A 23507-nucleotide genomic window follows, 5' to 3' on the forward strand; every position below is an offset into this window, starting at 1 on the left:
ACCTCCACAAGATTCAAGTGTTCACGACGATTCAGCAACGGGCCGACGCTGATTCCGCTCGGTCGTCCATTGCTGTACCGGATCCGTCTTTTCCGGCGCGTTTACAAATTCCCGGAATCGCTTTCGTTTCTCGGGATCTTCCACCGCGGTTTTCCATTCGCACTGGTAGGTACCCACGATGTCCTCCATGTGCTCCTCCAGTTCGGCACCAATGCCAAGACTGTCCTCCAGAACCACGTCTTTCAGGTAGTCCAGGCCACCTTCCAGATTTTCCATCCAGACACTGGTCCGCTGCAGCCGATCCGCCGTCCGTACATAGAACATCAGCACCCGGTCGATGGTCCGAACCAGCTCTTCATCGGTCAGGTCCGTCGCGAACAAATCGGCATGACGGGGCCGCATACCGCCATTGCCGCAGACATACAGATTCCAGCCCTTGTCGGTCGCGATCACGCCGATGTCCTTGCTCTGCGCTTCCGCGCATTCGCGAGTGCAGCCCGACACCGCCATTTTGATTTTGTGGGGCGAACGCAGCCCCTTGTATCGGTTCTCCAGGAAGATCGCCATGCCCACGCTGTCCTGGACACCGTACCGGCACCAGGTACTGCCCACGCAGGATTTCACCGTACGCAGCGACTTGCCATAGGCATGGCCCGTCTCGAACCCGGCTGCAATCAGTTTTTCCCATATCTCCGGTAACTGGCTCAGGGTGGCGCCGAACAGGTCTACCCGTTGACCACCGGTGATCTTGGTATACAGGTTGTAATCCCGGGCCACCTCGCCGAGGACAATCAGTTTGTCCGGGGTGATCTCGCCACCGGGCACGCGCGGCACGATGGAGTAGGTGCCGTTCTTCTGCATGTTGGCCAGGAAGGTGTCGTTGGTGTCCTGCAGTGGCACATGGTCCGTCGCGAGAATGTGGTCGTTCCAGCAGGTAGCCAGGATCGAGCCCACGGCCGGTTTGCAGATGTCGCAACCGTGGCCTTTGCCATACTGCCGGATCAGGCCGCGGAAGGTGCGGATGCCGTTGACCTTCACCAGATGGAAGAGCTCCTGCCGGCTATAGGGAAAGTGCTCACAGATGTCGGTGTTGACCTCCACGCCGCGTTTTTCCAGTTCGCTGTCGACCACGTTCTTGAGCAGGGCGGCACAGCCACCACAGCCAGTACTCGCTCTGGTTTCGGCTTTGACGCCGCCCAGGTCGGTACAGCCTGAGTCGAGGGCACCGCAGATGTCGACTTTGGTCACGTTGTGGCACGAACAGATCGAGGCGGTGTCGGGCAGTGCATCGGGGCCCAGCGACGGGGCTCCGCCCTGACTCGCCGGAAGGATCAGGCTCTCGGCATGGTCAGGCAGGTCGATGCCGTTCAGCGCGTATTGCAGCAGCGTGTCGTAATAATGGTTATCGCCGACCATAATGGCGCCCAGCAGCTTCTTGCCGTCGCCACTGACGACCATGCGGCGGTAGTGGCCCGCCTGTTCGTCGTTGTAGCGGATGTTGCGGGCGCCCGGCGTCTGCCCGTGGGCATCGCCGATGGAGCCAACGTCCACGCCCAGCAGTTTGAGCTTGGTGCTCATGTCGGCGCCGGTGAAGGCGGCTTCTTCATCGTTATTCAGCGCGGCGGCCAGTGTCCGGGCCATGGTGTAGCCCGGTGCCACGAGACCGAAAATCCGACCATTCCAGAGTGCGCACTCGCCGATGGCGTGGATGTGTGGATCGGATGTGGTGCAACGGTTGTCGACCACGATCCCGCCCCGTTCTCCGATGTCCAGTCCACACTGGCGGGCGAGGGTATCCTGGGGGCGAATACCCGCGGAAAACACAATGAGGTCCGTGTCCAGGTGACTGTCGTCGCTGAAGTTCATCCGCAGCCGGGTTTCCTCACCTTCGACGATGGTGGTCGTGGCCTTCTCCGTGTGCACCTGAACGCCCAGCTCCTCGATTTTCTGCCGAAGCACCGCCCCGCCGTCGTCGTCCAGCTGAACCGGCATCAGGCGTGGTGCGAACTCCACCACGTGGGCGTTCAGTCCAAGGCTTTTCAGCGCGTTTGCAGCCTCCAGGCCCAGCAATCCTCCCCCAACCACAACGCCGGTTTCCCCGCCCTGAGCACTGGCACGGATGGCATCAAGATCTTCCAGCGTCCGGTAAACAAAACAGGCGGGGTGCTCACGGCCCTCAATCGGGGGAACAAATGGATAGGAGCCAGTGGCCAGTACCAGCTCGTCATAGGTGTAACTGCCTTCAGGGGTGGTGACCGTACGGGTATCGCGGTCAATGCCGGTCACCGGTTCACCCAGGTGCAGTACAATCCCCGATTCGGCATACCAGTCGGGCGTGCCCATCGCGAGATCGGCATGGGTGGAGCCGGTAAAGTACTCCGACAGGTGCACCCGATCGTAGGCCAGGTGCTTTTCCTCACCAAATACCCGTATCTCGAAATCTCTGGCGGCGGGCGAGGCCGCAAACTGCTCCAGGAAGTGATGGCCCACCATACCGTTGCCAATGACGATCAGGTTTTTTTTGCTCATGGTCATGTCCTCCTTTGGGCCGCGGATCAGGCCGCGGCCTGACAGAATGGTTTTCCGAACGGCAGTTGGGGCCGGTAGGCCGTGATATCTGAGCCTTCGGCGATCAGGTGCTGGAACCAGGGGCCCTGGAGGGTATTGCCCACCAGAACGGCACCGACCAGTCGGTTGTCCCGGACTATCAGATGGCTGTAGGCGCCGGACTCCAGGTCCTGCCAGACCAGCGACTCGGTGAATTCATCCGGACAGTGCTGCCCGCAGGAAAACACCGGAATGTCGCTGATCTTCAGGCGGGTCGCGCTGTTCGAGGGGGTATATCGGTGCTGCCCGGTGTCGTCCGTTAACACCCGTGCAAGAATGGCGGCCTGTTGGTATCCCGGTTCCACGAGACCGAAGGTCTGGTCGCCCAGCTGGCAGCACTCGCCGACTGCGTAGATGTCCGGATCGCTGGTTTGAAGTCGGTCGTTGACCGCAATCCCCCGGTCACAGCGGAGTCCGGCCTCCCGGGCCAGATCGAGACTGGGCGTGATGCCGGTGGCAATCAGAACGAGATCGGCGCTGAGCAGGGTTTCGTCGTCGAGTTGCACCGCCCGGACCTGTTCCCGGCCGAGCAGTCTCAGGGGGGCGGTCCCCGTTCGGACAGCGAGCCCCTGATCTCGCAGTGCCTCGGCGAGCCGTTCGCCCCCCACAGGGTCGAGCTGGCGGTTCAGCAGGTGCGGGCCACGATGAAGCACGGTGACGTCCATGCCCCGTCGACGCAGACCGTCCGCCGCTTCCAGTCCGAGAAAGCCGCCGCCGACCACGACCGCGCGATGATGTCGTGTGCAGTGGTCGATGAGTGCCCGGGTGTCCTCCAGATCCCGGAATGACCGCACACCGTCCAGCTCCTCACCGGGAATGCCAAGACGGGAGGGGCGGGAGCCGGTTGCGAGAACCAGGGTGTCGTAGCGCTGGACCCGACCGGTCGCGGTGGTCACCGTGCGGTGCTTGCGGTCGATGGATCGGACCGGTTCCCCGTCATGAACCCGGATCTGACGTTGCCGGTACCAGTGTTCAGTCTGGAGTGACAGGCTGGCTTCGTTGGTATCGCCGGCCAGCAATGCGGACAGTTGAATACGGTTGTAGGCGGCTCGGGACTCACCGTTGAACACCACGATGGACGCGTAGGCCTCCGGGGCCAACGCGGTGAGTTCTTCCAGAAATCGTTGGGCCACCATGCCATGGCCACAGACAACCAGAGTGCCTTTTCCGTTCTCCGACATGCTTGCGGTCTCCTTCGGTTTCCGGACCAACAAAAAAAGCCGGAGCATCTCCTCCCCGAGGGGAATCGATGGTCCGGCGCCAATGCCAACAACAATGATCTGATGGTCCGGCCTGATCCTTGGCCGGGACATTCGTCCTTGATATTCCTTTAGCGATCTTCGTGCCAATATTTATTTGTCTTTAAAAACAGAGTCTTGCTGCCACGGCCGGATTTTTCGTCCTTGATCGCTCCCGGAAACCTGCCCTGCGTTGGGGCGGCCTGCACGACGATGAGGCTCTCGATGGCGCACTAATTGCTGTGTACTCCATCAGGACATCGTATGAATCCGAATCCGGAGCAGTTTATGAACACCCGAAAACGGACAGAGGCTGTTGCCTTGCCCACGGCAGCGGACTACCTGATTGCATCCCGTCAGTGCGAGCTGAAGAACCTCCAGTACTTTCTTCAGATGGGTAAGTTGGTACAGAGCATCAGCAACCTGGTGCATGGACTCCAGCGCGAGCGGGGAGCGTCGAACGTGTTCCTGGGGTCCGCCGGCCAGAAGTTCGCGAGTGAACGGGCCTCCATGGCAAGCGATGTCGATCGTCGGGTCTCCGAGTTTCGACAGGCCCTGTCGGAGGTGCACGGGGAACTGACGGACTATCCGGCCAGCAGTCACCTGTTGAACCGGATCGCCAGCGCGCTCCATGACCTGGAGGGCCTGGAAGGGCTTCGGGACAGAATCGAGTTGCAATCGATCCCTGCGGAGGCGGCCACTCAGCGTTTCAGCCAGCTCATCCACCATCTGATTACGGTGGTGTTCGAGGCGGCCGATACCGTCGTGGACCCCTCCATTGCCGGCCTGTTGGTGGCGATGGTCCATCTGATGAACGGCAAGGAATACTGCGGCCAGGAGCGCGCGGCCGGCTCTGCGGGGTTCTCCTGTGGACGCTTTGATGATGCACTGAGTCAGCGCATGATGCACCTTGTCGAGGCGCAGGAACGTTGCTTCGAGGTCTTTGTCAGCTTCGCCGACGAGGACAGCCGACTGCTCTGGCAGAGCCTGCGGGCGCACCCGCGGGAGGTGGAAATCGAGCGACTTCGGCAACGGGCATGGTCGGTGGGGCGCTACAAAACGATGGATCCGGAACTGGCCGACCGCTGGTTTGCGTTGATGACCGAACGGATTGATGACCTGAAAATGGTGGAGGATTCAGTGGAGGGATGTTTTCACGCCTGCTGTGTCGAGCGTTTCGCGGAAGCCCGGGAGTCGCTGGACCACCAGGAGACCCTCCTGGCCTCGCTGGACCGAGAGGATCGCACCTCCCAGCCCGTGCTGGTCCTGTGCGATTCCGGTCGTGAGGCCGGAGCACCCGCGGGTGACGCCTGGGCCAGCGATGGCGTCAGCCAGCAGTTCGGCCGGTCCATTTTTGATCTCGTTCAGGAGCAGACGCGACGCCTACAGCAGATGAATGATGAACTGCAGTCGGCGAAGGAAGCACTGGACGATCGGAAGACCCAGGAGAAGGCGGTGCTGCTGTTGATGGAAAGCCGGGGCCTCGACAACGATCAGGCCCATCGGGTCTTGCGCAAACTCGCCATGGATCAGGGCCGCAAGCTACCGGAGGTCGCCCGGGCCCTGGTGTCCATGGCCGATGTGCTGAAGTGAATCGTTTCAGGCCCTCGCCGCCTGGGCCGTTGCCGGCGTGTCTTCGGACGACCGGCCCCGGCCCGGTTTGAGGGTTTCCAGTTTCCGCTGTTTCTCGTACAGGAACCGGAGCACTTCCTGGCGATAGTGCACGTACGCTGAGTTGTCGGCCAGGGCAACCCGGTTGCGGGGGCGGGGCATATCTATGTGGAGATCCTCGCCGACGGTTGCGGCCGGGCCGTTGGTCATCATGATGATCCGGTCCGACAGCAGGACCGCTTCGTCGACATCGTGCGTGATCATGATCACTGTGTTGTTCAGTTCCTGCTGGATCTCCATCAGCGAATCCTGAAGGTGCGCCCGGGTTAGCGCATCGAGCGCACCGAAGGGCTCGTCCATCAGAAGTACACTCGGTTTCATGGCCAGGGCCCGGGCGATACCGACCCGCTGGGCCATGCCGCCGGAGATCTCGCCCGGGCGTTTGCCGGCGGCGTGAGCCATGTTCACCAGTTCCAGATTGTGAAGGATCCAGTCCCGCCGTTCCTGCCGTGTCATCGTCTTCCGGAATACCTGCTGCACCGCCAGTTCGACGTTCTCGTAGACGGTCAGCCAGGGCATCAGCGCATGATTCTGGAACACCACCGCACGCTCGGGCCCCGGGGAGTTTACTTCGTGTCCGTCGAGCACACAGCCACCTCGGGTAGACTGCAGCAGGCCCGCCACAATATTCAGCACGGTGGACTTGCCGCAGCCGGAGTGGCCAATCAGTGACACGAATTCGCCCTTGTGGATCTTCAGGTTGATGTTTTCAAGCGCAACGAACGGGCCCTTGGGTGTTTCGAAGGCCATTTCCACGCCGGTCAATTCCAGGTGTGACTTGTTCATATCGATACCTCATTCATTCCAGGCGACTTTCTTCTGGATCAGGAGCATGACGCGGTCGAGCAGGAAACCGATGAAGCCGATTACCAGCACCGCAACCATGATCCGGCTCAGGGACTGACTGCTTCCGTTCTGGAACTCGTCCCAGACGAATTTCCCGAGGCCGGGACTCTGGGCCAGCATTTCCGCCGCGATCAGCACCATCCAGGCAATGCCCAGCGAGACCCGAAGCCCGGTGAAGATCATAGGAACCGATGCTGGCAATACGACCTTGCGAACGTGGGTCCAGAACGACAGCCGCAGCACCCGGGACACGTTCAGCAGGTCCGGGTCGACCGCCAATACGCCGACGCTGGTGTTGATCAGGGTTGGCCAGAGGCTGCAAAGAGTGACCGTGATCATGGAGGTCAGGAAGGATTTTTCGAACATGGGATCGTCACTGACGTAAGTCGCTGAGACCACCATCGTGACCAGGGGCAGCCAGGCCAGTGGAGACACCGGCTTGAAAATCTGGATCAGGGGATTGACCGCGGCCTGGAAGTGACGGTTGAGTCCGATCACGATGCCCAGAGGCACCGCGATCAGGGTCGCCAGCGCAAAACCGCAGAGCACCGTGATCAGGCTGGTTCCGACCTGGTCCAGAAATGTCGGGGCGCCGGGATAGGGCCGGATCCGGACATCGGCATCCGGGTCCTTCTCGAGAATCCGCTGGTTTCTCTGCTCCTGCATGGTGACGAATTTGTCTGCCCGAGCCCGCTGGTTCAGATGTTCCTGCCACAGCTGGCCGCCCTGCTCCCAGACCTGCGCCGGGCCCGGAAAGGCGCCGAGGGATGTGTTCACCTGCGGGGCGGCCAGGTGCCAGAAACCCAGGAACGCGAGAATACCGATGAGCGGAAGCAGTAACCGTTTGCCGGCAGAGGCCGGATCGGGCACGGACAGCCGCGCGAACAGGCGCCGGAACAGGCCCGGGGCTCCGGTCTCGGACGCTGAAGTGGTCAGGGTTGTCATGTCATCCTCCTATGGACGCCGGTTCAGGGCGTCTGTGTGCCTTTCAGGCCGATGTCGAACCGGTCGATATAGGCATTGGGCTGGCGCGGGGTGAAGGTCACTCCGTCAATGAGCTTGCCCTGTCCCGGGCGGACGAAGTTCTCCTGACTGAAGTCCGGGAAATCCTCCGGACTCATGAGGCCATCATCGATCAGTGACTGGGCCGCCTTGGCGTAGATGTCGCCCCGATAGACCCGGGCGGCGGTCTTCATGTACCAGTCGTCCGGTTTGGCGTCCGGAATCTGGCCCCAGCGGCGCATCTGGGTCAGGTACCAGATGGCATCGGAGGGATAGGGATAGGTGGCGTGATAGCGGAAGAAGACATTGAAGTCCGGGACTTCGCGAACATCGCCCTTCTCGTATTCAAAGGTGCCGGTCATGGAGTTGGCGATGACCTCGGCATCGGCGCCGACGTAGCTTGGACGTGACAGGATTTCCACGGCTTCCTGGCGATTGGCGTTGTTGTTTTCGTCCAGCCAGTGCGCCGCACGAATCAGGGCCCGGAGCAGGTGCAGGTGGGTATTCGGATTCTTTTGCGCCCATTGCTCGGTCACCCCGAAGACCTTCTCTGGATTGTTGGGCCAGATTTCGTAATCGGTGATCACCGGCACGCCAATACCCTTGAACACCGCCTGCTGGTTCCAGGGTTCTCCGACGCAATAGCCCTGGATGGTGCCGGCTTCCATGGTGGCCGGCATTTGCGGTGGCGGGGTGACGGACAGATAGACGTCCGCCTGCAGGGTGCCACTGGTGTCACCGCGTTGAGGCGCGTAATAGCCGGGATTCAGGCCGCCGGCGGCGAGCCAGTAGCGCAATTCGTAGTTATGGGTGGACACCGGAAACACCATGCCCATGCGGAAGCGCTCGCCCCTGGCCTTTGATGCCTCGACAACCGGTTTCAATGCCTTGGCGCTGATCGGGTGTACGGGCTTGCCGTGCTCGCTCGGGATCTGGTCTTTCATGGTTTCCCAGACCTTGTCGGATACTGTGATCCCGTTGCCATTAAGGTCCATGCTGAACGCCGTGATGATGTTCGCCTGGGTACCATAGCCAATGGTGGCGCCCAGTGGCTGGCCCGCCAGCATGTGCGCACCGTCCAGTTCCCCGGTGATGACCCGGTCCAGCAGCACTTTCCAGTTGGCCTGGGCCTCCAGCTCGACAAACAGGCCCTCGTCCATGAAAAAGCCCTGTTCCCAGGCAATGGCCAGGGGAGCCATGTCGGTCAGTTTGATGAACCCGAGTTTGAGATCCGGCTTCTCCGGAGGACCAATCTCCGCTCGTGTCATGCCGGCGACGGACATCAGTGAAACCGCTGTCATCAGAAACGCTAACCGTCTGATGTTGCTGATGATATGCCGTGCTTCTTTCATGGTGTGTTCCCTCGTCACTGGTTTTCAGACAAAAAAAAGCCTGCCTCCCGTTACCGGAAAGCAGGCGCCTATGCCTGATGGAGTGTTCTGTCTGCAATGTCGAGGAGGATGTTGCATAGCCTGTGCCAGAGATCAAAAGTACTTCCAAAACAGTTGGTAATGGGATACTGCGTTCCGGCCAGCTGGAGGGGGAACGGGGTCGATCGGTTTGTTTTAGTGCGTAGTGAGACGGTTTTGCACCAATGTGAAACGTCGGTCGTGGACTTTGAACCGGGCCGTTGAACGGCACATCGTTGTCCGGTCGGTGCTCCATCCGACAGGCGGCCTTCTGGCCCTGTTATTGCTTTGACTCATTGCAGAGTGACGCGTCAGGAAAGGCGCGTGAATCCGTTCAGAACGGGCAACGAGGCCCACCACGCCGGCGACGTGTGACATCCACGATGCCGGCGTGGTGGGCTTTTTTTGTTCACAAAACAGGGGGACCCCACGTGGCAAATCCGTACGAGCCCACCGCCGATGTTTTAACAACGTGCCCGTACTGTGGTGTGGGATGTGGCGTAACGACCCGGTCGTCCGGCGTCCAGGGTACCGCGTCGCATCCTGCCAATCAGGGACGCCTTTGCGTGAAAGGCTCGGCCCTGCACGAGACAATCGGTCAGACTGGACGGCTGCTCGCGCCCCGTTTGAAGGGCCAGACATCGTCCTGGCCGGAAGCGCTCAAGGCGGTCGCCGACGGCATCCGTCAGGCTGTTCAGGAACATGGCTCCGATTCGGTGGCGTTTTACCTCTCCGGGCAGCTGTTGACCGAGGACTATTACGTGGCCAACAAACTGGCCAAAGGCTTTATCGGAACCCCCAATGTCGATACCAACTCCCGGCTGTGCATGTCCTCTGCGGTCGCAGCCCATAAACGGGCATTTGGTGAAGACTGTGTCCCCGGATGCTATGAAGACTTCGAACTCGCCGATTTGCTGGTGCTGGCCGGTAGCAATGCCGCCTGGGCTCACCCCGTTCTCTTCCAGCGAATGGAGGCCAGCCGACGGCCGGGCCGTCGGGTTGTGGTGATTGACCCTCGCCGAACTGCCACCGCGGAAATGGCCGACCTGCACCTCCAACTCAAACCCGGTACCGACACCGTATTGTTCAACGGCCTGCTGGTTTGGCTGGCGGATCGGGAGGCTATAGAGGGTGATTTCATTGACGCCCATTGTTCGGACTATGCGGAAACCCTGGACTGCGCACGACTGGCGGCACCGTCGGTGGCGTCCGTGGCGAACCAATGCGATCTGGAGTCGGCCGATGTGGAGACGTTTTTCCGGTGGTTTGCCGAAACCCCGAGAACGGTTACCGGCTTCTCCCAGGGGATTAACCAGTCGGTGGCCGGCACCGACAAAGCCAATGCCATCATCAATTGTCATCTGGCCACGGGCCGTGTGGGGCGGCCCGGCGCGACGCCGTTTTCGCTCACCGGTCAGCCCAATGCCATGGGCGGTCGGGAGGTGGGCGGTCTGGCGAACACGCTGGCGTCCCATCTTGACTATGACACGCCAGGTGCCCGCCAGTTGCTGACCCGGTTCTGGGGGGCGCATGCCATACCGGACAGGCCGGGACTGAAAGCCGTTGATCTGTTTGAAGCCGTGCACAGTGGCCAGATCAAGGTCATCTGGATCATGGGGACCAACCCGGCGGTCAGTCTTCCGGATTCGTCGAGGGTCCGCGAAGCACTGGCAAAGTGTCCCCTGGTGATTGTCTCGGATTGTATGGCGGAAACCGACACCACGGCGTTTGCCGACATACTCCTCCCGGCGGCGGGGTGGGGCGAAAAAAACGGCACCGTCACCAACTCCGAACGTTGCCTTTCCCGACAGCGGGCGTTTCTTCCGCTGCCGGGGCAGGTTCGGCCGGACTGGTGGATCATCAGTGCGGTCGCCCGGGAATTGGGGTACGGCACCGCCTTTGACTATGACGGTCCGGATGACATTTTCCGGGAATACGCACGTTTGTCCGGGCGGGCCCTTGGCTGTGGTCCGGGGCGTCGACGGTTTGATCTGTCGGCTCTCGCGAATCTCTCACGCCAGGAGTATGACGCACTGAGTCCGGTTCAGTGGCCCCTGCCGGGGAAGGACATGAGTGATACTTCCGGCACGGCCCGACTGTTTGGCGACGGTGTGTTTGCCACGCCTGACGGACGAGCCCGGATGGTGCCGGTGACCACCATACTGCCGGCCCAGCAGGCCAGTGAAGCCCGCCCCCTGGTGGTCAACGCCGGGCGGATCCGCGACCAGTGGCATACCATGACGCGCACGGCCCTGTCGCCACGGCTGCTCGCACATCGTCCCGAACCGTTCATTGAAGTCCATCCCGATGACGCTCGGGCCTGTGGTGTGAGGGACGGGGAGCTGGGCAGGCTTTCGGGGCCGGGCGATCACGGTTATGTGGGACGCATACGGTCGACGGATGAGGTGCGAGCGGGCGAGGTGTTTGTTCCGATTCACTGGAACAGTTGTTTCGCGTCCCAGGCCCTCGCGACCAACCTGATGGCCGGTGTCTCTGATCCCGTTTCCGGACAGCCGGAGGGCAAGCACGGCACCGCAAGCCTGGCGCCTTTCAACATGCGCTGGCAAGCGCGCCTGATGCGCCGTAAGGACCAGCTATGGCCGGGTGAGGGTCTGGCTGCCTGTGATTACTGGAGCCGACAGCCACTGGCCCACAGCCACAGTTGGTGGCTGGCTGGACGCCAGCCCCTGAATTGGGCGCGGTGGGCAAAGGAATGGCTGGGCGGCGACCCGAACCTGCTTCTTGAAGATCCAGCGGAAGGCCGGTTCCGTGCCGCCAGGGTCGTGGCGGGACGTCTTGAGGCCGTGTTGCTGGTGGATCCGGTGACTGGTGCGTTGCCCGAGCTCGATTGGCTGGATCAGTGCTTTGCCGAGAGCGAACTGAGCCAGGAGCAACGTCAGTGTCTGTTGGCCGGGCGGGCAGTGGATACCGAGGATACCGGTCGCCTGATCTGCACCTGCTTTCAGGTCGGTGAAAAGCAGGTCGAGGCGGCCATTTCAAACGGGGAACGATCCATCGATGCATTGGGGCAAAGCCTCCAGTGCGGAACCAACTGCGGTTCCTGCATTCCGGAACTTCGACGGATGCTCGACCGACACGGCAGTGAGACCATGGCCAATGATCCGACGAGGTCAGCCAGCCTTGCGTAGCATCTGCAGCGGCACCCGATAGCGAACGCCCCGCGCACGGCCTGTGCCATCGACGGTGCAGGTCTTGCGATTGATGCGGATAATCTGACCCCGAATCTCTCGCTGTCCTTTCCCGAAAGCGACGGCCTCGCCAACCTGCCAGCATTCCCGTTGATGCCCCGGGTCTGGCAGAACAAACGCCGCATCCGACAGGGGAATGCCCCGATCATGTGATCGTTCGGCCAGCGCCCGCCGGGTCTTGTCGGCGCCTCCGCTCTCGTGCAGCTCATCCAGGATGGCGTAAAAATGCCGGTTGTGGACCGAGCCACGGAACCGTTGCCCGGCGCTCTGTTGCAGCAGATGGGCAAATTCATGGCAGCAGGTGTGGGCAAGCAGGTTCAGGACACTCAGTTCACCGCCAAAGTAACCCCGTTTCTGTATTTCCCGGCTCGACAGCCAACCGTTCGCCGTTTCAGGGCGGTGTTTCGCCTCGATCATGCGCACCCCATAGGTGATCAGGTGCTGCTTCCGTTGCCGGTCAAACCGGTGGTAGGTGGCCTGGCCAGACCCGACGCGGCACACCAGTTCGCTTCCGGGCAGACGCTCCCTGATCCACCCGGCGGCGGGCTGCCAGAGGGTATCGCGGGTGGTGTCGCACATGAGTTGGCCGAGCAGATGGGCCTGGGCTTTCGAAGCGGTCATGAGAGTGGGGAGACTTAATGCCTTTAGTGAACCCTTAAATTGGATAAAACGTCGTCGGAAACGCTATCGGTCATGCTGATAGTAGCCCAAGACAACGGCTCTTGGGACGTTGCTATAAATGCGGTGGTGTAGCCGTTTACTGTCACAGAGAAGCCGAAGTTTCCCTCGCCCAGGTCCAGTTCCGTTACCTTGCCCGAGGATTTTTGCGCTTCCCGAAAACCCTGTCTGACTTCCTCTACTGCCGTGGAGAAGTCGGAGTTGGTCTTCATCGTCGTTATAGAGCCCACCAGATTTGCGTCGAGCCAGAGCTGAGTCTCAAACGGTTGAACTCTGACACTATCGAATTTTCCACTGCGGAGTTCAAATATGGCGTTATTGGAAGTGTGAAATTGGATGGATTCTTGATTGAGAGAGGCACAACCTGAAAACAGGCTGAACGAAAACATCGCGCAAGCGATTAACACTTTCATTAAACGGATCCCTGTTCAATTTAAAGAGTCGATGATAGCAGGTTTGAATTGAGCAGCACGGAAGCGCTTACACATTATGTTAATGCGCATGTTTCCGACCAGAAAGGGCTCTCCTGACTTCCGAATTATGCGCAGAGCCCACTTTCTCAATTTATTGGCGGGCATAAGCAAATCCTGCGGGTTGGGAACTGAATCAATCCAAGTGCTGCAGTCTTCCGTTTCTGCCAATAATTCGACTACTTTGAGGATAGTGTCATCCGTGATTGTGGATGAAGTAAACAGACGCGCGTTGCCTTGCCCGTAAAACGACTTGATGATTGCTTGAATGATATCAACATCATTCTGAGTAATTGATTCACTCATTTCGTTCGTTCCTTGAAGTTCCATAGCTGACGTTTCGGAGACCTCTCCGGTCTCCGAAACGTCCATTACGCTAAGAACGCTCTGACCTACGCTTCAATCGGCGAACGCCAGTCATCCGCGCCAGACGTTCCCGCCACGGCGTGTTCCCAGGTGACCTTGCGGTAGGACAGGGAAACCGTCACCAGCTGGGTGAAGTCGGCGTTGCCGGCATCCTGACAGTGGGGCATGTTGCAGTTGATGTCGATAATGGTCGCATCCTCCAGGATGGTGGAGAAAAAGTGCTCCTGTTTGCCCTCAACGGAAGTGCGATACCACTTCAGCTCGACCTTGGGCAGCATTTCGCCGGAGGCCAGCGCGTTGTACATCAGCGGGGTGGCCTTGTTCAGGGCAGAGGTGAACTTGAACGGCTTGTGCACCCGCTGACCGGAGGGCTGACCGGACTGAGGGTCGGTCGGCACGGTGACAACGTGGCTGAATTCCTGGACCAGCACTTCGTCCTCGTGGCCTTCGACATAGATGTTGCCGACGGAATCCGAGGTGAATGCGCCTGCGGTGATGTTGCCCTGGGTCTGTCCTTCGATGCTGATATAACAGGGGGTTGGCATAGTCTGCTCCATGACGTGTGAATGAAAATCGGTCCGTGGGTTTCTCCCTGGACGGTGCTTGCCTCTACAAGGGCTATGCCACTTTCATTATTTCTAATAAAAACAGTTGGTTGAGAATTTCGAAGGGGCTGACGTGAGCGTGCCGGAGCAAGACTGTGCCCGAGGTGTGGGCGAGGGATTGCTGTCAGGGCAATAAGTTGCCCGAAAGGGTAATCATTCCCGGCCAGACTTGGTTAGAGTCGAAGGAAGTCAAACCGCGGTTTGCTAGACTGGAAACCGACGGATAGATTGTTCAGCCTTATAATCAGTCGTAAAGGCATGAAATGTTACCGGAGGTGCCTATCTACTCTTTGTTGGCCGGGTCAGGAGTCGAACAGGCGTGATGCTGAGGCAGTGGTTCGGGAGTCTGGTCAACCGTGCCGTCGCGCTGGTTGTGGCGGCCGTGCTGGTCACGGCACTGGTTCTGACGCTGGCGAATTCGTTCCTCAGCCGGGGGGAATTGGAAAAACAGGCCCGGGGGCAGGTAGAGACCATTGCCGAGCTGGTGGCGAGTGAGCTGGATGACCGGCTTCGGCGCCGATTGGACACCCTGAGCCATGTGGCCGGCAACCTCACCATGTCAGAAGAGGCCTTTCGGGGGCGAGCCCGGGTTATCGTTCAGCAGCAAGTGGCACTCCAGCACCAGTTCGATGGCGTGTATCTGATTGGTGCGGGCGGTGAGGTGCTGGCGGAGACACCGGAAAAATACCATCAGACCGGCCTTGATGTGTCGGATCGGGACTATTTCAAGATCGCCTCCAGCCAGCTGACGCCCGTCATCAGCGCCCCCTACCTGTCCAACTACCAGAACCTCCCGGCACTGATGATCGCCGCACCGATCTTCGATCACAAAGGCCGTTTTATCGGTATGATCGGCGGTGCCATGACCCTTCAGAGCGGGCGTCTGATGAAAGACATTGCCCGCGTCCGGATTGGCCACACGGGTTACGTGAGGGTCATTACCCGGGATGGCGCCACTGTGATCAGCAGCCCCGGGGAGGCACCGTTAAAGACGGCGGATCCGGATAATCCCGTGTTCCGGGATGCGATGTCTGGCTTCGAGGGTACCCGTCTGGGCCGCAACGGGGACGGCAAAACCAGCATCATGTCGGTCCGGCAGCTGGCACAGGTGCCGTGGTTCGTGGTGGCTGTCTGGCCCGAGCGCGAGGCCTTTGCCCCCATTACCCGCATAGCGGATGCCTTTGTCTGGATACTGCTTGGCGTCGTCGCCATTGTTGTGCCCCTGGCGCTCTGGAGGTTCCGCCGTCTGATGGCACCGTTGAAAACCCTCGGGCTCCAGATTCAGGAAAGTCATCTTGGCGATCGGAACCGGCCGGTCGATATTTCCGGTGGCCTGGAGATCCGGCAGGTGGCGGAGACCTTCAACCGGGTCATGGACGAGCGTAACGATGTCCTCTCCCATCTGGCCGAGCGGGAGGCGTTTTTCCGTTCCCTGACCCGCAGCGCCCCCATCGGCATTGTTCAGACCGACGTGCTTGGCCGTATCGAATTTGTGAATCCGGCGTATGAAAACATCATGGGGCGCACCCAGGAGGAACTGGCCGGAACCTTCATCATGGAGACGGTTCACCCTGATACCCGGGCCCGGATACTCGATGGCTGGCGCGTTGCCCTGCACCATCAGAGCATCTACCGCACCCGGCTGAGACTCGATACTCCGATCCGGCTGGGCGAGGTCTGGGTCGACGTCATGTCTACGGTGATCGGGACTCCGGACAAAACCCTGGGGACCATTACGGTGGTCCAGGACATCACCCACGAACTGGAGGTGGAAGAAGCGCTGCGCCAGGAGCAACATCGCGCGGAAAGTATTCTGGGCGTGTTGCAGGAGGGCGTGCTCATGGTGGATGTCAATGGTGTTATCCGCTATGCCAATCTCGCTGCCTGTCGTTTCCTGGGCATTGAGGGTGACTGGAGCGATCATCCGTTTTTCCAGAACATCACGGTAGAAACGGAAGACAGGGTGTGGTCCCGGGAGGATTTCCTGACATCGGAGGAACTCGACAGCCTTTACTGCACCCTGCGCAATACTGCGGACGAGGTTTTCGATATTGACCTTACCATGCTGCACATCCGGCAGGGGCTTCACAACGAACGAATGGTGTTTGTCCTTCGGGATGACACCACCCGGCGCCGTGAAGAAGAACGCCTGTCCTGGGAGGCGACCCACGACAGCCTCACCCAGCTGCTGAATCGTCGTGCGTTTACCGCCTCACTGGTCAAGGTTCTGGGCGAAGCCGGTCGGCAGGATGTGCCGTCGGTGCTGATGCTGATTGACCTGGACCATTTCAAACCGGTTAATGATGAGGGCGGACACCTGGTCGGAGACGACCTGTTGCGGCGGCTGGCGGAACTGTTCAAGGATTCTGTCCGCAGCTCGGATACCGTTGCCCGGCTCGGCGGGGATGAGTTCGGTATTATCCTCCCGGCATGCGGGCTGACCCGGGCGGAGACCCTGGCGGAAAAAATCCGGACATCGGTCGAGTCGCTCCGTATTGAACAGGACGGCCGGAGTTATGGCGTTACCACATCCATCGGTCTTACCGAGGTGAGCCCCCGTGACAGCGGTCCACGTGAAGTGATGGCCCGGGCGGATGAAGGGACCTACGCGGCCAAGTCCAGGGGCCGAAATGCAGTGGTGGTGGTGCCGGTGCCTCCCGACGACGGCGATGATGGCGCCTAGCCGGGCCAGTACCACCAGCCGGCGGTCACACCGGAAAGCCAGAGCAGGCGCAGGGCCAGTGCGGTCAGTGTGATGTTGAAAATCAGGGAAAATTTCTGGTTGTTCATGGTTCGGAGTACGTGCAGCCCGAGCCAGGTGCCGGCAAAGCCGCAGACAATCATGGCCAGGATGAACACCAGCCAGTCCGAGAACACGAATCCCGCCAGCGTGAACACCAGCGCCTTGGGCAGGTGCTGCAGCGTCATCGCCGAGGCAAAGGTGGCAACGGTGGTAAACCGGTCCCGGTGAATCTGTTTGACGAATGCGGCCACCAGGGGGCCGGTGGCGCCAACGAACAGACTGGCGAAACTGGTCAGCCCCGACGCAAGGAAAATCCCGGGACGGCCGAACGCACCCTTTGGCAGTGGCGGTCCCCAGCACAGGAACAGCACAAACAGGGCAATGGTCAGTTGCCACAGGTATTCCGGCAGGTGGACCAGCACAAGGCTGCCGAGGCCGGCACCGAGGATGACGCCCGGGGCGAAGGCGGCGATCACGCCCCAGTCCACGTGTTTCCAGGTCAGCGACATGCGGCCCGCGTTCGAGCCCAGCTGGATCATGCCATGCACCGGTATGATCGCCGCCGGCGGCAGCCAACCGGCCATCAGGACCAGCAGGAGCAGGCCTCCCCCGGCGCCGAGGCTGGCGGTAATCATGGAAGTGAGTACCGAACACGCCAGCAGGAACACCGCAATGCCCGGCGGGAGCGAGTCGGGAAGCAGGGTCATTTCCATTCGCAGAATTCCGTCTTGCTGAGCCGGGGCGTGCTGCACAGTGCGTTGCTGGCCAGCTGGACATCTGCCACGTAATACAGGGACGCCAGCCCCAGTCGGTCCCGACCGAGGTTGTGGAACACTATGCCAAAGGCAATGTCTCCGGCCGTAAACCGCTCCTGATGTTGCGCAAAATAGGCGGCGGGGCGGGAAAGCGTCTCGTCTTCAAGCAGTGCCTGAACCCGGGCGGCTCCGCCATGGTAGGCCTGGATCAACAGCAGGTTGAACAGACGCTTGCGCTTGTCGTCGGGCAGGTTGCCGAACCGGGCGTCGAAGGCCGGGCGGATGTTCCGCGCATTCTGGGCGGTCAGGCGAAGGGCGCAGTCGAGCTGCGCGAGTCGGTGCCAGTAGTTGTCCGGCTTGATCTGGCAATCGGACAGTGCGGTGGGTGAAAGCTGAAGGATGCCCCGGGCGTTGGCGGCGGAATGGGCCCGGGCCTGTCCTCCGCTCTCAATCAGGATCTGGCCGGCAATGTGGTGGCGAATGGCCGGAGGCAGGTTGACCCGGCCCTGCTCCGAGCGTGTGTCGAAGACGTACACCAGAGCGTCATGCAGGCTGCCGGGTTGTTCCGCGTCGGCAAACGTCAGGTCGTCCCAGCTCCCCCACAGCCGATCCGGAGGCAGAGTGCCCAGGTAGCGGGCGATGGCTTCGTCCAAGTTGACGTGGGGCTGGTCGCAGGACAGAGCAAACGGGTAGCCAGTCTGGCCATCACTGCCGGGCACCCAGGAGTCGACGCGGCCCCGCTGGAAGAGGGACTGGCGGGTTTCGTTCAACAATTTCTGGGTGTGCTGGCTGTCGGGGCCGTCGGCCAGCCAGGACAGAAACTGGCCGCGCATGTCGAACAGAATGTGGCGGTCGCTGTCACTGCAGTAGGCGCTTTCTTCCAGTACCCATTGCCGAATCGTCAGGATATTGCGATACACCCCCTGACTGACCCAATAGGGCGACGCGCGGATGACATCGGTCCAGTCACTGCTTTCGGTGGTACCGGTGGGATCGGTATCCTGCGCTTTGGCACCATTGAACAAGGCCTGTGCAGCCAGGATGAAAAACAGCAGGAGCTGGCGTAAGCTTTTGAGTTTACGGTTCATCTGTGTATCACCCGTCACCATTCAGCCAACAGAATAACAAACGGAATCCATTATGAAGCAAGCTGAGTACCTGAGATACGATGCCACCGCCCTTGCCGACCTGATTGCCCGGGGGGATATCACGGCCCGCGAAGTCTGTGACGCGGCCATTGAACGGGCCACCCAGGTCAACGGGACGCTGAATGCCATCTGCCATCCCCAGTTTTCGGAGGCGGTGGAGCAGGATTTTCCGGAAGCCGCGCCGTTTGCAGGCGTTCCGTTTCTGCTCAAGGATCTGGCCCAGGAACAGGGCGGGCAGCCGTGCAGCTTTGGCAGTCGCGGACTGAAGAACAATGTGGCGCCGCGGGATTCGGAGTTCGTCCGGCGTGCCCGTGTCGGCGGTGTGCGCATCCTCGGTCGCACCACCACACCCGAGTTCGGCCTCAAGGCCATTACCGAGCCGGAACTCTGGGGGCCCTGTCGTAATCCCTGGAACCCCGACCTCACGCCGGGTGGCTCCAGCGGTGGCTCAGGTGCAGCGGTCGCCGCAGGCGTGGTGCCCATGGCCGGTGCCAACGATGGCGGTGGTTCTATCCGTATCCCGGCTGCCTACAACGGTCTGTTTGGTCTGAAACCCTCGCGCGGACGCCTCTCCAGCGGGCCATTTATGGGCGAAGCCTGGACCGGTGCCTCGTCGGACCACGTGGTCAGCCGGACGGTGCGCGACAGCGCTGCCATGCTCGACGTACTCAGCGGCCCCGCCGTGGGCGATCCCTTCGTGATCGCACCACCGTCGCAGCCCTACCGGGAACTGATGCAAAAAGCCCCCGGACAGCTCCGGATCGGCGTGTTCACATCGTCGCCCTACGACACCGAGGTGGCGCCGGAGTGCGTGGCTGCGGTCGAGGCTACGGCCCGGACCCTGGAGCACCTGGGCCACAAGGTGGAGTATGCCCGGCCGGAGTTCGATGGTATGGCCCTGGCGCGGTGTTATCTGGGAATGTACTTCGGTGAAGTCTCGGCGTTGATGGACCGGGCGCGGGAGGAATTCGGGGCATCCGAGGACGATTTTGAGCTGGATACCCGACTGATCGGCATGCTGGGACGGACCATGCCGCTGCCGGATTACGTCCGCCGTCGGCAGCAGTGGAACGATTTTGCCCGGGCGCTGGGGACCTTCTTTGAAGGTTATGACCTCTACCTGTGCCCGACAACCGGCCAGCTGCCTGCCCGGATCGGTGAGCTGGAGACCCCGGCCCACCTGAAGCTGGCGGCCCGCCTGATGCTGACGCTCAAGGCCGGAAAACTGGTCCATCGCAGTGGTCAGGTCGATCAGATGGCCATGGAGAGTCTGGCGCGCACCCCGTTTACCCAGCTGGCCAACCTGACCGGGACGCCTGCCATGTCCATGCCGCTGCACTGGACCCAATCCGGGCTGCCGGTGGGTGTTCAGTTCGGCGCGCCCCATGGCGGCGAGGGAATGCTGCTGCAACTGGCGGCCCAGCTGGAAGAGGCGACCCCCTGGTTCAATCACTACGAACGGCTTGAAGATGCTTTTTAGGGGGTTGTGATCCACCCGGAGCAACTCCACGTTTATCTTTGTGTGCGGAACAGGCTATGCTGTCAGTCAGGAAGACATCTTCTTCCTGACCTACCTGATGGCATCGAGGAGGCGTGCGTCTTATGAACCAACCGATGGCAATCGACGATCTGGTATCCGTAGCACAGGCCGAAGCCATGGGGGAACTGGATGCCCCGATGATGGCAATCGTCCTGTCCAGTGAGCAAAGCTATGATCTGCCCATAAACTCCCTTGAAACCGATGCCGATAAGGCCCGCTGGGGCCTGATTCTGCGGGCGGCCCGCGAACATGTGGAAGCCGATGCGGTGGCCGTGCTCTACCCGGCCTGGACCACCATCCGGCAGAAACCCACCGATGAAGAGAAAGCGGCGACGGAAGCTGAGGACGATGGCAGTAACCCCATCGACACCCTCTTCGTCCAGCTGCACACCCGGGACCATGTCTACTGGCGTGGTTTCGAGCAGATCCGTGATCCCCGCCACCAGCGGATCATTGGTTTCCGTCGGATCAAGGCGTTGTCCACGGACTATCGCCGTGAAGAAGCGCCCTCCGTGGCGGCGTGGCTCAGCACCCTGTTTGAGCCGTTGCCGATAGAGGGTGAGGAGACCGAGGTGGATCGGGAACTGGCCGATCTCCTGGAAGAGCCGGAGGTCAGTGCCGCGCTCTACCCGCGGCAGATGCGGTCACTGCACTGAGCGGAAGGCGTCACCCGATCCAACCGGGCAGGGGCACTCGCTGGCCCGCCCATATCAGGCTGGTGACGCCGACCACCGCGAGCATGATGGGCACCATCGCCCGTTCGTACACTGGTCGGTGGGCCAATGCATACAGCAACGGGAAGCCAACCAGCAGCAAACCGATCTGCCCCAGTTCCACACCGATGTTGAAACCCGCCAGGGCCGAGGCCAGTTCCGACTGACCACTGGTCAGATCCGACAGCACACTGGCGAAGCCGAATCCATGCACCAGGCCAAAGCCGAAGGCCAGCAGCCAGGTCCGTTCGCCGAGAACCGGCCAGATAACGTTGATGGCGGTGATGGTAATGGACAGGGCGATGGCGGTTTCCACCCAGGCGCTGGGCAGGTTGACGATGTTCAGGGCCGAGAGCGCCAGCGTGATCGAGTGGGCAACGGTGAACGCGGTGGCGATGCCTGCCAGTTTTTTCAATCGCGCCGTCAGGCCCAATGCCTTGCGAGACCTGGTCCCTGCCCGTACACCCAATGTCGCCGGGATGGCGAGCACCAGCAAAAAGAACAGGTGATCCATCCCCATCAACAGGTGCAGCACGCCCTGATGCACGAAAGTAAGGAACGTCTGCCATGGGGAGGGCGGTCGGGTGACGAGTGACAGTTTTCCGGTTTCGGGCCCGAACACGGCCAGTCTTGAGCCGCTGGTGCCTTCAATGCTGACCAGTGCCCTGTGCAGGGGATCGATGCGGAACAGCAGGGTATAGCGCAGTGTATCCGCCGGTTGGCCATCGGCGCAGTCAATCCGGTAGTCGGCCGCTGCGTAGTTACCGTCACTGTGTTCGGAAATACCCCAGCGCTGTCCGGTCAGCTGGCAGGGGCCGCCGGCATTACTCACCGTCACACCCTGCTCCACGGTGCGGGTAATGGCCGGTCTGGCGGCCCGGACCTCCGCGCCGCTGATCGCCTGGTCGCCATTGCGGTCAAGCGACACCAGCAGAGCGAGGTCCCTTAGCGCCAGATCCACTCGGAGCTGGCCATCGTCGGGGCTGACATAAATGAAGCTGTCGCTCGCCTTGTGCGCGTGTGCGACCGGCGACATGAAGGCCAGCAACGCCATCCAGAGGACCGCGAAGGCAAGCGGGGTACGGGGTTTCATGGCGTGTCTCCAGGATAACGGGCGTCAGTCTGATGGTGACGGGCCAGCCATTGCCGAACCGGTCGGGACCGTTCGGTCTGGCCGGCGTCACGGGCGGCTAGAAGCAGCAGCCGGGTATCCGGTGGCTCGCGCTGGGTCTTCCAGTTGGCCAGTGCGAATTCAAGTGCCAGCTCCGGATTGTTTTCAACGTGAAGCTGAAACCGGGCGTAGTCCCGTTTGTGCAGCATGCTGCCCCGCCAGCGGGCCTCGCTGAACCGTTCCCTCAGTCGCTGGACCAGCGACGCCGCGTCAGGGTGATCGAGTCGCCTCATGGCAATGGCCCGCAATACCGCGAGGGAATCGACCTTTTCATAGCCCCGCGTGAGTGCGAGCACCGGTTGTGCCCGATGGTGCTGCAGATACCAGTCGGCCAGCTCCGCCCGGATATAGAGATCATCGGGGTTGGACAGCAGGACTTCGCGCCAGTACTGCTCGGCTTTGTCGTTGTCGAGCTGTGCGGCCAGATCGCCCAGGGTGCCCAGGGCCCACAGTTGTTCGGCCGTTGCTGCGCCCCGGGCCTGCCGGTATCCGGCAAGCAATTTTTCATAAGCCTCGCTGGCCTGACCGGTGCGGGCATCCACCAGCGCGAGACAGCTCTGTGCGATCAGGCCGGGCATCGCCTGCTGAAGCTGTTGGCAGGCTGTACGGGCCTGATCGTAGCGCCCCTGCACGGTCTGCACGTTTGCCAGGGTCAGCAGCGCCTGCAATCGTTGCGGCCCGTGGCCCTGCTGGATCACGGGCCGGAGGTCGGTCCGTGCCTTATCGAACTTGTGCTGGCTCTGGTAGAGAGTCGCTCTCAGAACCCGGAGCTCGTCGGTCATCCGGTTCTCCGGCCAGGGCGAGAGGATGCCTTCGGCGTAACCGATGAAACGTGGATCACCGGTGGATCGGGCCTGTTGTATGTAGTCACGGACCTGTCTGGCCAGGGCTTCGGGCGAGGATGGCGGTTGGGCCGTATCCACCCGGACGTTTGGTAGTTGCGCCAGAATGGCCGTATCCGCGAAATCCGGGTGAATCGGAGACGGGCCGGCGACCGCCGGCTCCGTCGACAGGACCATCAGAATCAGGCCGGCGGAGAGACGGTGACGGACGAACCGCCACCGTCCCCACCGCTTACTGACTGAACAGGTCGCTGTAGGCTTGCGCATTGTTCCGGTCATTGAAGCTGAACTTCACCGAGTTGATGTTGACCGCCTCCCGATCATCACGGGTATTGGCGATTTCCTTCTTCACGAAGGTCGTGAAGTCCGTCGAAGCGGCAACGCCGGATCCGGAACCGGATCGGGAATCGGAGCTGGAGCCTCCGAAGCAGCCGCTAAGCAGGATTGCGGTGGAGACCGCAATTCCCAGGTTGATAAGCGCTTTCATGTCGGCC

19 protein-coding genes are annotated in these 23507 nt (G+C 61.1%); 5 read left to right on the forward strand and 14 right to left on the reverse strand.

What is annotated here, in order from left to right; genetic code table 11:
* Positions 1-21: 21 nt before the first annotated feature.
* Complete coding sequence (gene nirB / locus MSNKSG1_RS15640; RefSeq protein ID WP_008940266.1) at positions 22-2529, reverse strand: nitrite reductase large subunit NirB; 2508 nt, start codon at positions 2527-2529, stop codon at positions 22-24.
* Between the two features lie 26 nt (positions 2530-2555).
* Positions 2556-3788: an NAD(P)/FAD-dependent oxidoreductase gene (locus MSNKSG1_RS15645; protein WP_040887005.1), complete on the reverse strand. Its 1233-nt coding sequence runs from the start codon at positions 3786-3788 to the stop codon at positions 2556-2558.
* Between the two features lie 345 nt (positions 3789-4133).
* Here MSNKSG1_RS15645 and MSNKSG1_RS15650 point away from each other — a divergent pair, with 345 nt between their 5' ends.
* Entirely contained in the window at positions 4134-5438 is a 1305-nt protein-coding gene (locus tag MSNKSG1_RS15650) for a nitrate- and nitrite sensing domain-containing protein (RefSeq protein ID WP_040887006.1), read from the forward strand.
* Between the two features lie 6 nt (positions 5439-5444).
* Here the strand turns inward: MSNKSG1_RS15650 and MSNKSG1_RS15655 are convergent, their stop codons facing one another.
* The 3 genes from MSNKSG1_RS15655 to MSNKSG1_RS15665 are packed head-to-tail and all read right to left on the reverse strand — an operon-like array spanning position 5445 to position 8665.
* Positions 5445-6302 carry an ABC transporter ATP-binding protein gene (locus tag MSNKSG1_RS15655; RefSeq protein WP_008940269.1) on the reverse strand — a complete coding sequence of 286 codons (858 nt, stop codon included), beginning with the start codon at positions 6300-6302 and terminating at the stop codon, positions 5445-5447.
* 9 nt (positions 6303-6311) lie between these two features.
* The gene (locus tag MSNKSG1_RS15660) at positions 6312-7307 is read right to left on the reverse strand and encodes an ABC transporter permease (RefSeq protein WP_008940270.1); all 996 of its coding nucleotides are present in this window, start codon (positions 7305-7307) and stop codon (positions 6312-6314) included.
* Positions 7308-7330: 23 nt separating this feature from the next.
* On the reverse strand, positions 7331-8665 hold the full coding sequence (locus MSNKSG1_RS15665) for a CmpA/NrtA family ABC transporter substrate-binding protein (RefSeq protein WP_152638805.1): 1335 nt from the start codon (positions 8663-8665) through the stop codon (positions 7331-7333).
* Between the two features lie 539 nt (positions 8666-9204).
* Between MSNKSG1_RS15665 and MSNKSG1_RS15670 the strand changes: the two genes are divergently transcribed.
* The gene (locus MSNKSG1_RS15670) at positions 9205-11922 is read left to right on the forward strand and encodes a nitrate reductase (RefSeq protein ID WP_051067805.1); all 2718 of its coding nucleotides are present in this window, start codon (positions 9205-9207) and stop codon (positions 11920-11922) included.
* Here the strand turns inward: MSNKSG1_RS15670 and MSNKSG1_RS15675 are convergent.
* From MSNKSG1_RS15675 to MSNKSG1_RS15690, 4 genes are all read right to left on the reverse strand, one after another.
* A complete protein-coding gene (locus MSNKSG1_RS15675; RefSeq protein WP_008940273.1) occupies positions 11905-12603 on the reverse strand; it encodes a hypothetical protein in 699 nt (232 codons plus the stop codon). The two genes, MSNKSG1_RS15670 and MSNKSG1_RS15675, sit on opposite strands and share 18 nt — an antisense overlap.
* A 23-nt stretch (positions 12604-12626) precedes the next feature.
* Positions 12627-13073, reverse strand: coding sequence for a hypothetical protein (locus MSNKSG1_RS15680; protein ID WP_008940274.1), 447 nt, complete (start codon positions 13071-13073; stop codon positions 12627-12629).
* A gap of 15 nt (positions 13074-13088) precedes the next feature.
* Positions 13089-13436, reverse strand: a complete 348-nt coding sequence (locus MSNKSG1_RS15685) for a hypothetical protein (RefSeq protein WP_008940275.1) — start codon at positions 13434-13436, stop codon at positions 13089-13091.
* Positions 13437-13522: 86 nt separating this feature from the next.
* On the reverse strand, positions 13523-14041 hold the full coding sequence (locus MSNKSG1_RS15690; RefSeq protein ID WP_008176957.1) for an Hcp family type VI secretion system effector: 519 nt from the start codon (positions 14039-14041) through the stop codon (positions 13523-13525).
* 382 nt (positions 14042-14423) lie between these two features.
* Here MSNKSG1_RS15690 and MSNKSG1_RS15695 point away from each other — a divergent pair, with 382 nt between their 5' ends.
* Complete coding sequence (locus MSNKSG1_RS15695) at positions 14424-16784, forward strand: sensor domain-containing diguanylate cyclase (protein ID WP_008940276.1); 2361 nt, start codon at positions 14424-14426, stop codon at positions 16782-16784.
* On the opposite strand, the gene MSNKSG1_RS15700 is transcribed toward MSNKSG1_RS15695, so the two are convergent.
* Both MSNKSG1_RS15700 and MSNKSG1_RS15705 read right to left on the reverse strand, forming a co-directional pair.
* Positions 16781-17557: a sulfite exporter TauE/SafE family protein gene (locus MSNKSG1_RS15700; RefSeq protein ID WP_008940277.1), complete on the reverse strand. Its 777-nt coding sequence runs from the start codon at positions 17555-17557 to the stop codon at positions 16781-16783. The genes MSNKSG1_RS15695 and MSNKSG1_RS15700 overlap by 4 nt on opposite strands.
* Positions 17548-18687 (reverse strand): lysozyme family protein, encoded by a 1140-nt coding sequence (locus MSNKSG1_RS15705; protein ID WP_008940278.1) that lies wholly within the window; start codon positions 18685-18687, stop codon positions 17548-17550. Before MSNKSG1_RS15705 ends, MSNKSG1_RS15700 begins: the two co-directional genes overlap by 10 nt.
* A 52-nt stretch (positions 18688-18739) precedes the next feature.
* Here MSNKSG1_RS15705 and MSNKSG1_RS15710 point away from each other — a divergent pair, with 52 nt between their 5' ends.
* Both MSNKSG1_RS15710 and MSNKSG1_RS15715 read left to right on the forward strand, forming a co-directional pair.
* The gene (locus MSNKSG1_RS15710) at positions 18740-20227 is read left to right on the forward strand and encodes an amidase (RefSeq protein ID WP_008940279.1); all 1488 of its coding nucleotides are present in this window, start codon (positions 18740-18742) and stop codon (positions 20225-20227) included.
* Between the two features lie 122 nt (positions 20228-20349).
* Positions 20350-20943, forward strand: coding sequence for a hypothetical protein (locus MSNKSG1_RS15715; RefSeq protein ID WP_008940280.1), 594 nt, complete (start codon positions 20350-20352; stop codon positions 20941-20943).
* 10 nt (positions 20944-20953) lie between these two features.
* Here MSNKSG1_RS15715 and MSNKSG1_RS15720 read toward each other — a convergent pair whose 3' ends face one another.
* The 3 genes from MSNKSG1_RS15720 to MSNKSG1_RS15730 are packed head-to-tail and all read right to left on the reverse strand — an operon-like array spanning position 20954 to position 23500.
* Positions 20954-22093, reverse strand: a complete 1140-nt coding sequence (locus tag MSNKSG1_RS15720; protein WP_008940281.1) for a HupE/UreJ family protein — start codon at positions 22091-22093, stop codon at positions 20954-20956.
* Complete coding sequence (locus MSNKSG1_RS15725; RefSeq protein ID WP_227498048.1) at positions 22090-23280, reverse strand: tetratricopeptide repeat protein; 1191 nt, start codon at positions 23278-23280, stop codon at positions 22090-22092. Before MSNKSG1_RS15725 ends, MSNKSG1_RS15720 begins: the two co-directional genes overlap by 4 nt.
* A complete protein-coding gene (locus tag MSNKSG1_RS15730; RefSeq protein ID WP_008940283.1) occupies positions 23246-23500 on the reverse strand; it encodes a hypothetical protein in 255 nt (84 codons plus the stop codon). The genes MSNKSG1_RS15725 and MSNKSG1_RS15730 overlap by 35 nt, the downstream gene beginning before the upstream one ends.
* Positions 23501-23507: the final 7 nt, after the last annotated feature.

It is taken from the genome of Marinobacter santoriniensis NKSG1 (assembly GCF_000347775.1).
Lineage (GTDB): Bacteria > Pseudomonadota > Gammaproteobacteria > Pseudomonadales > Oleiphilaceae > Marinobacter > Marinobacter santoriniensis.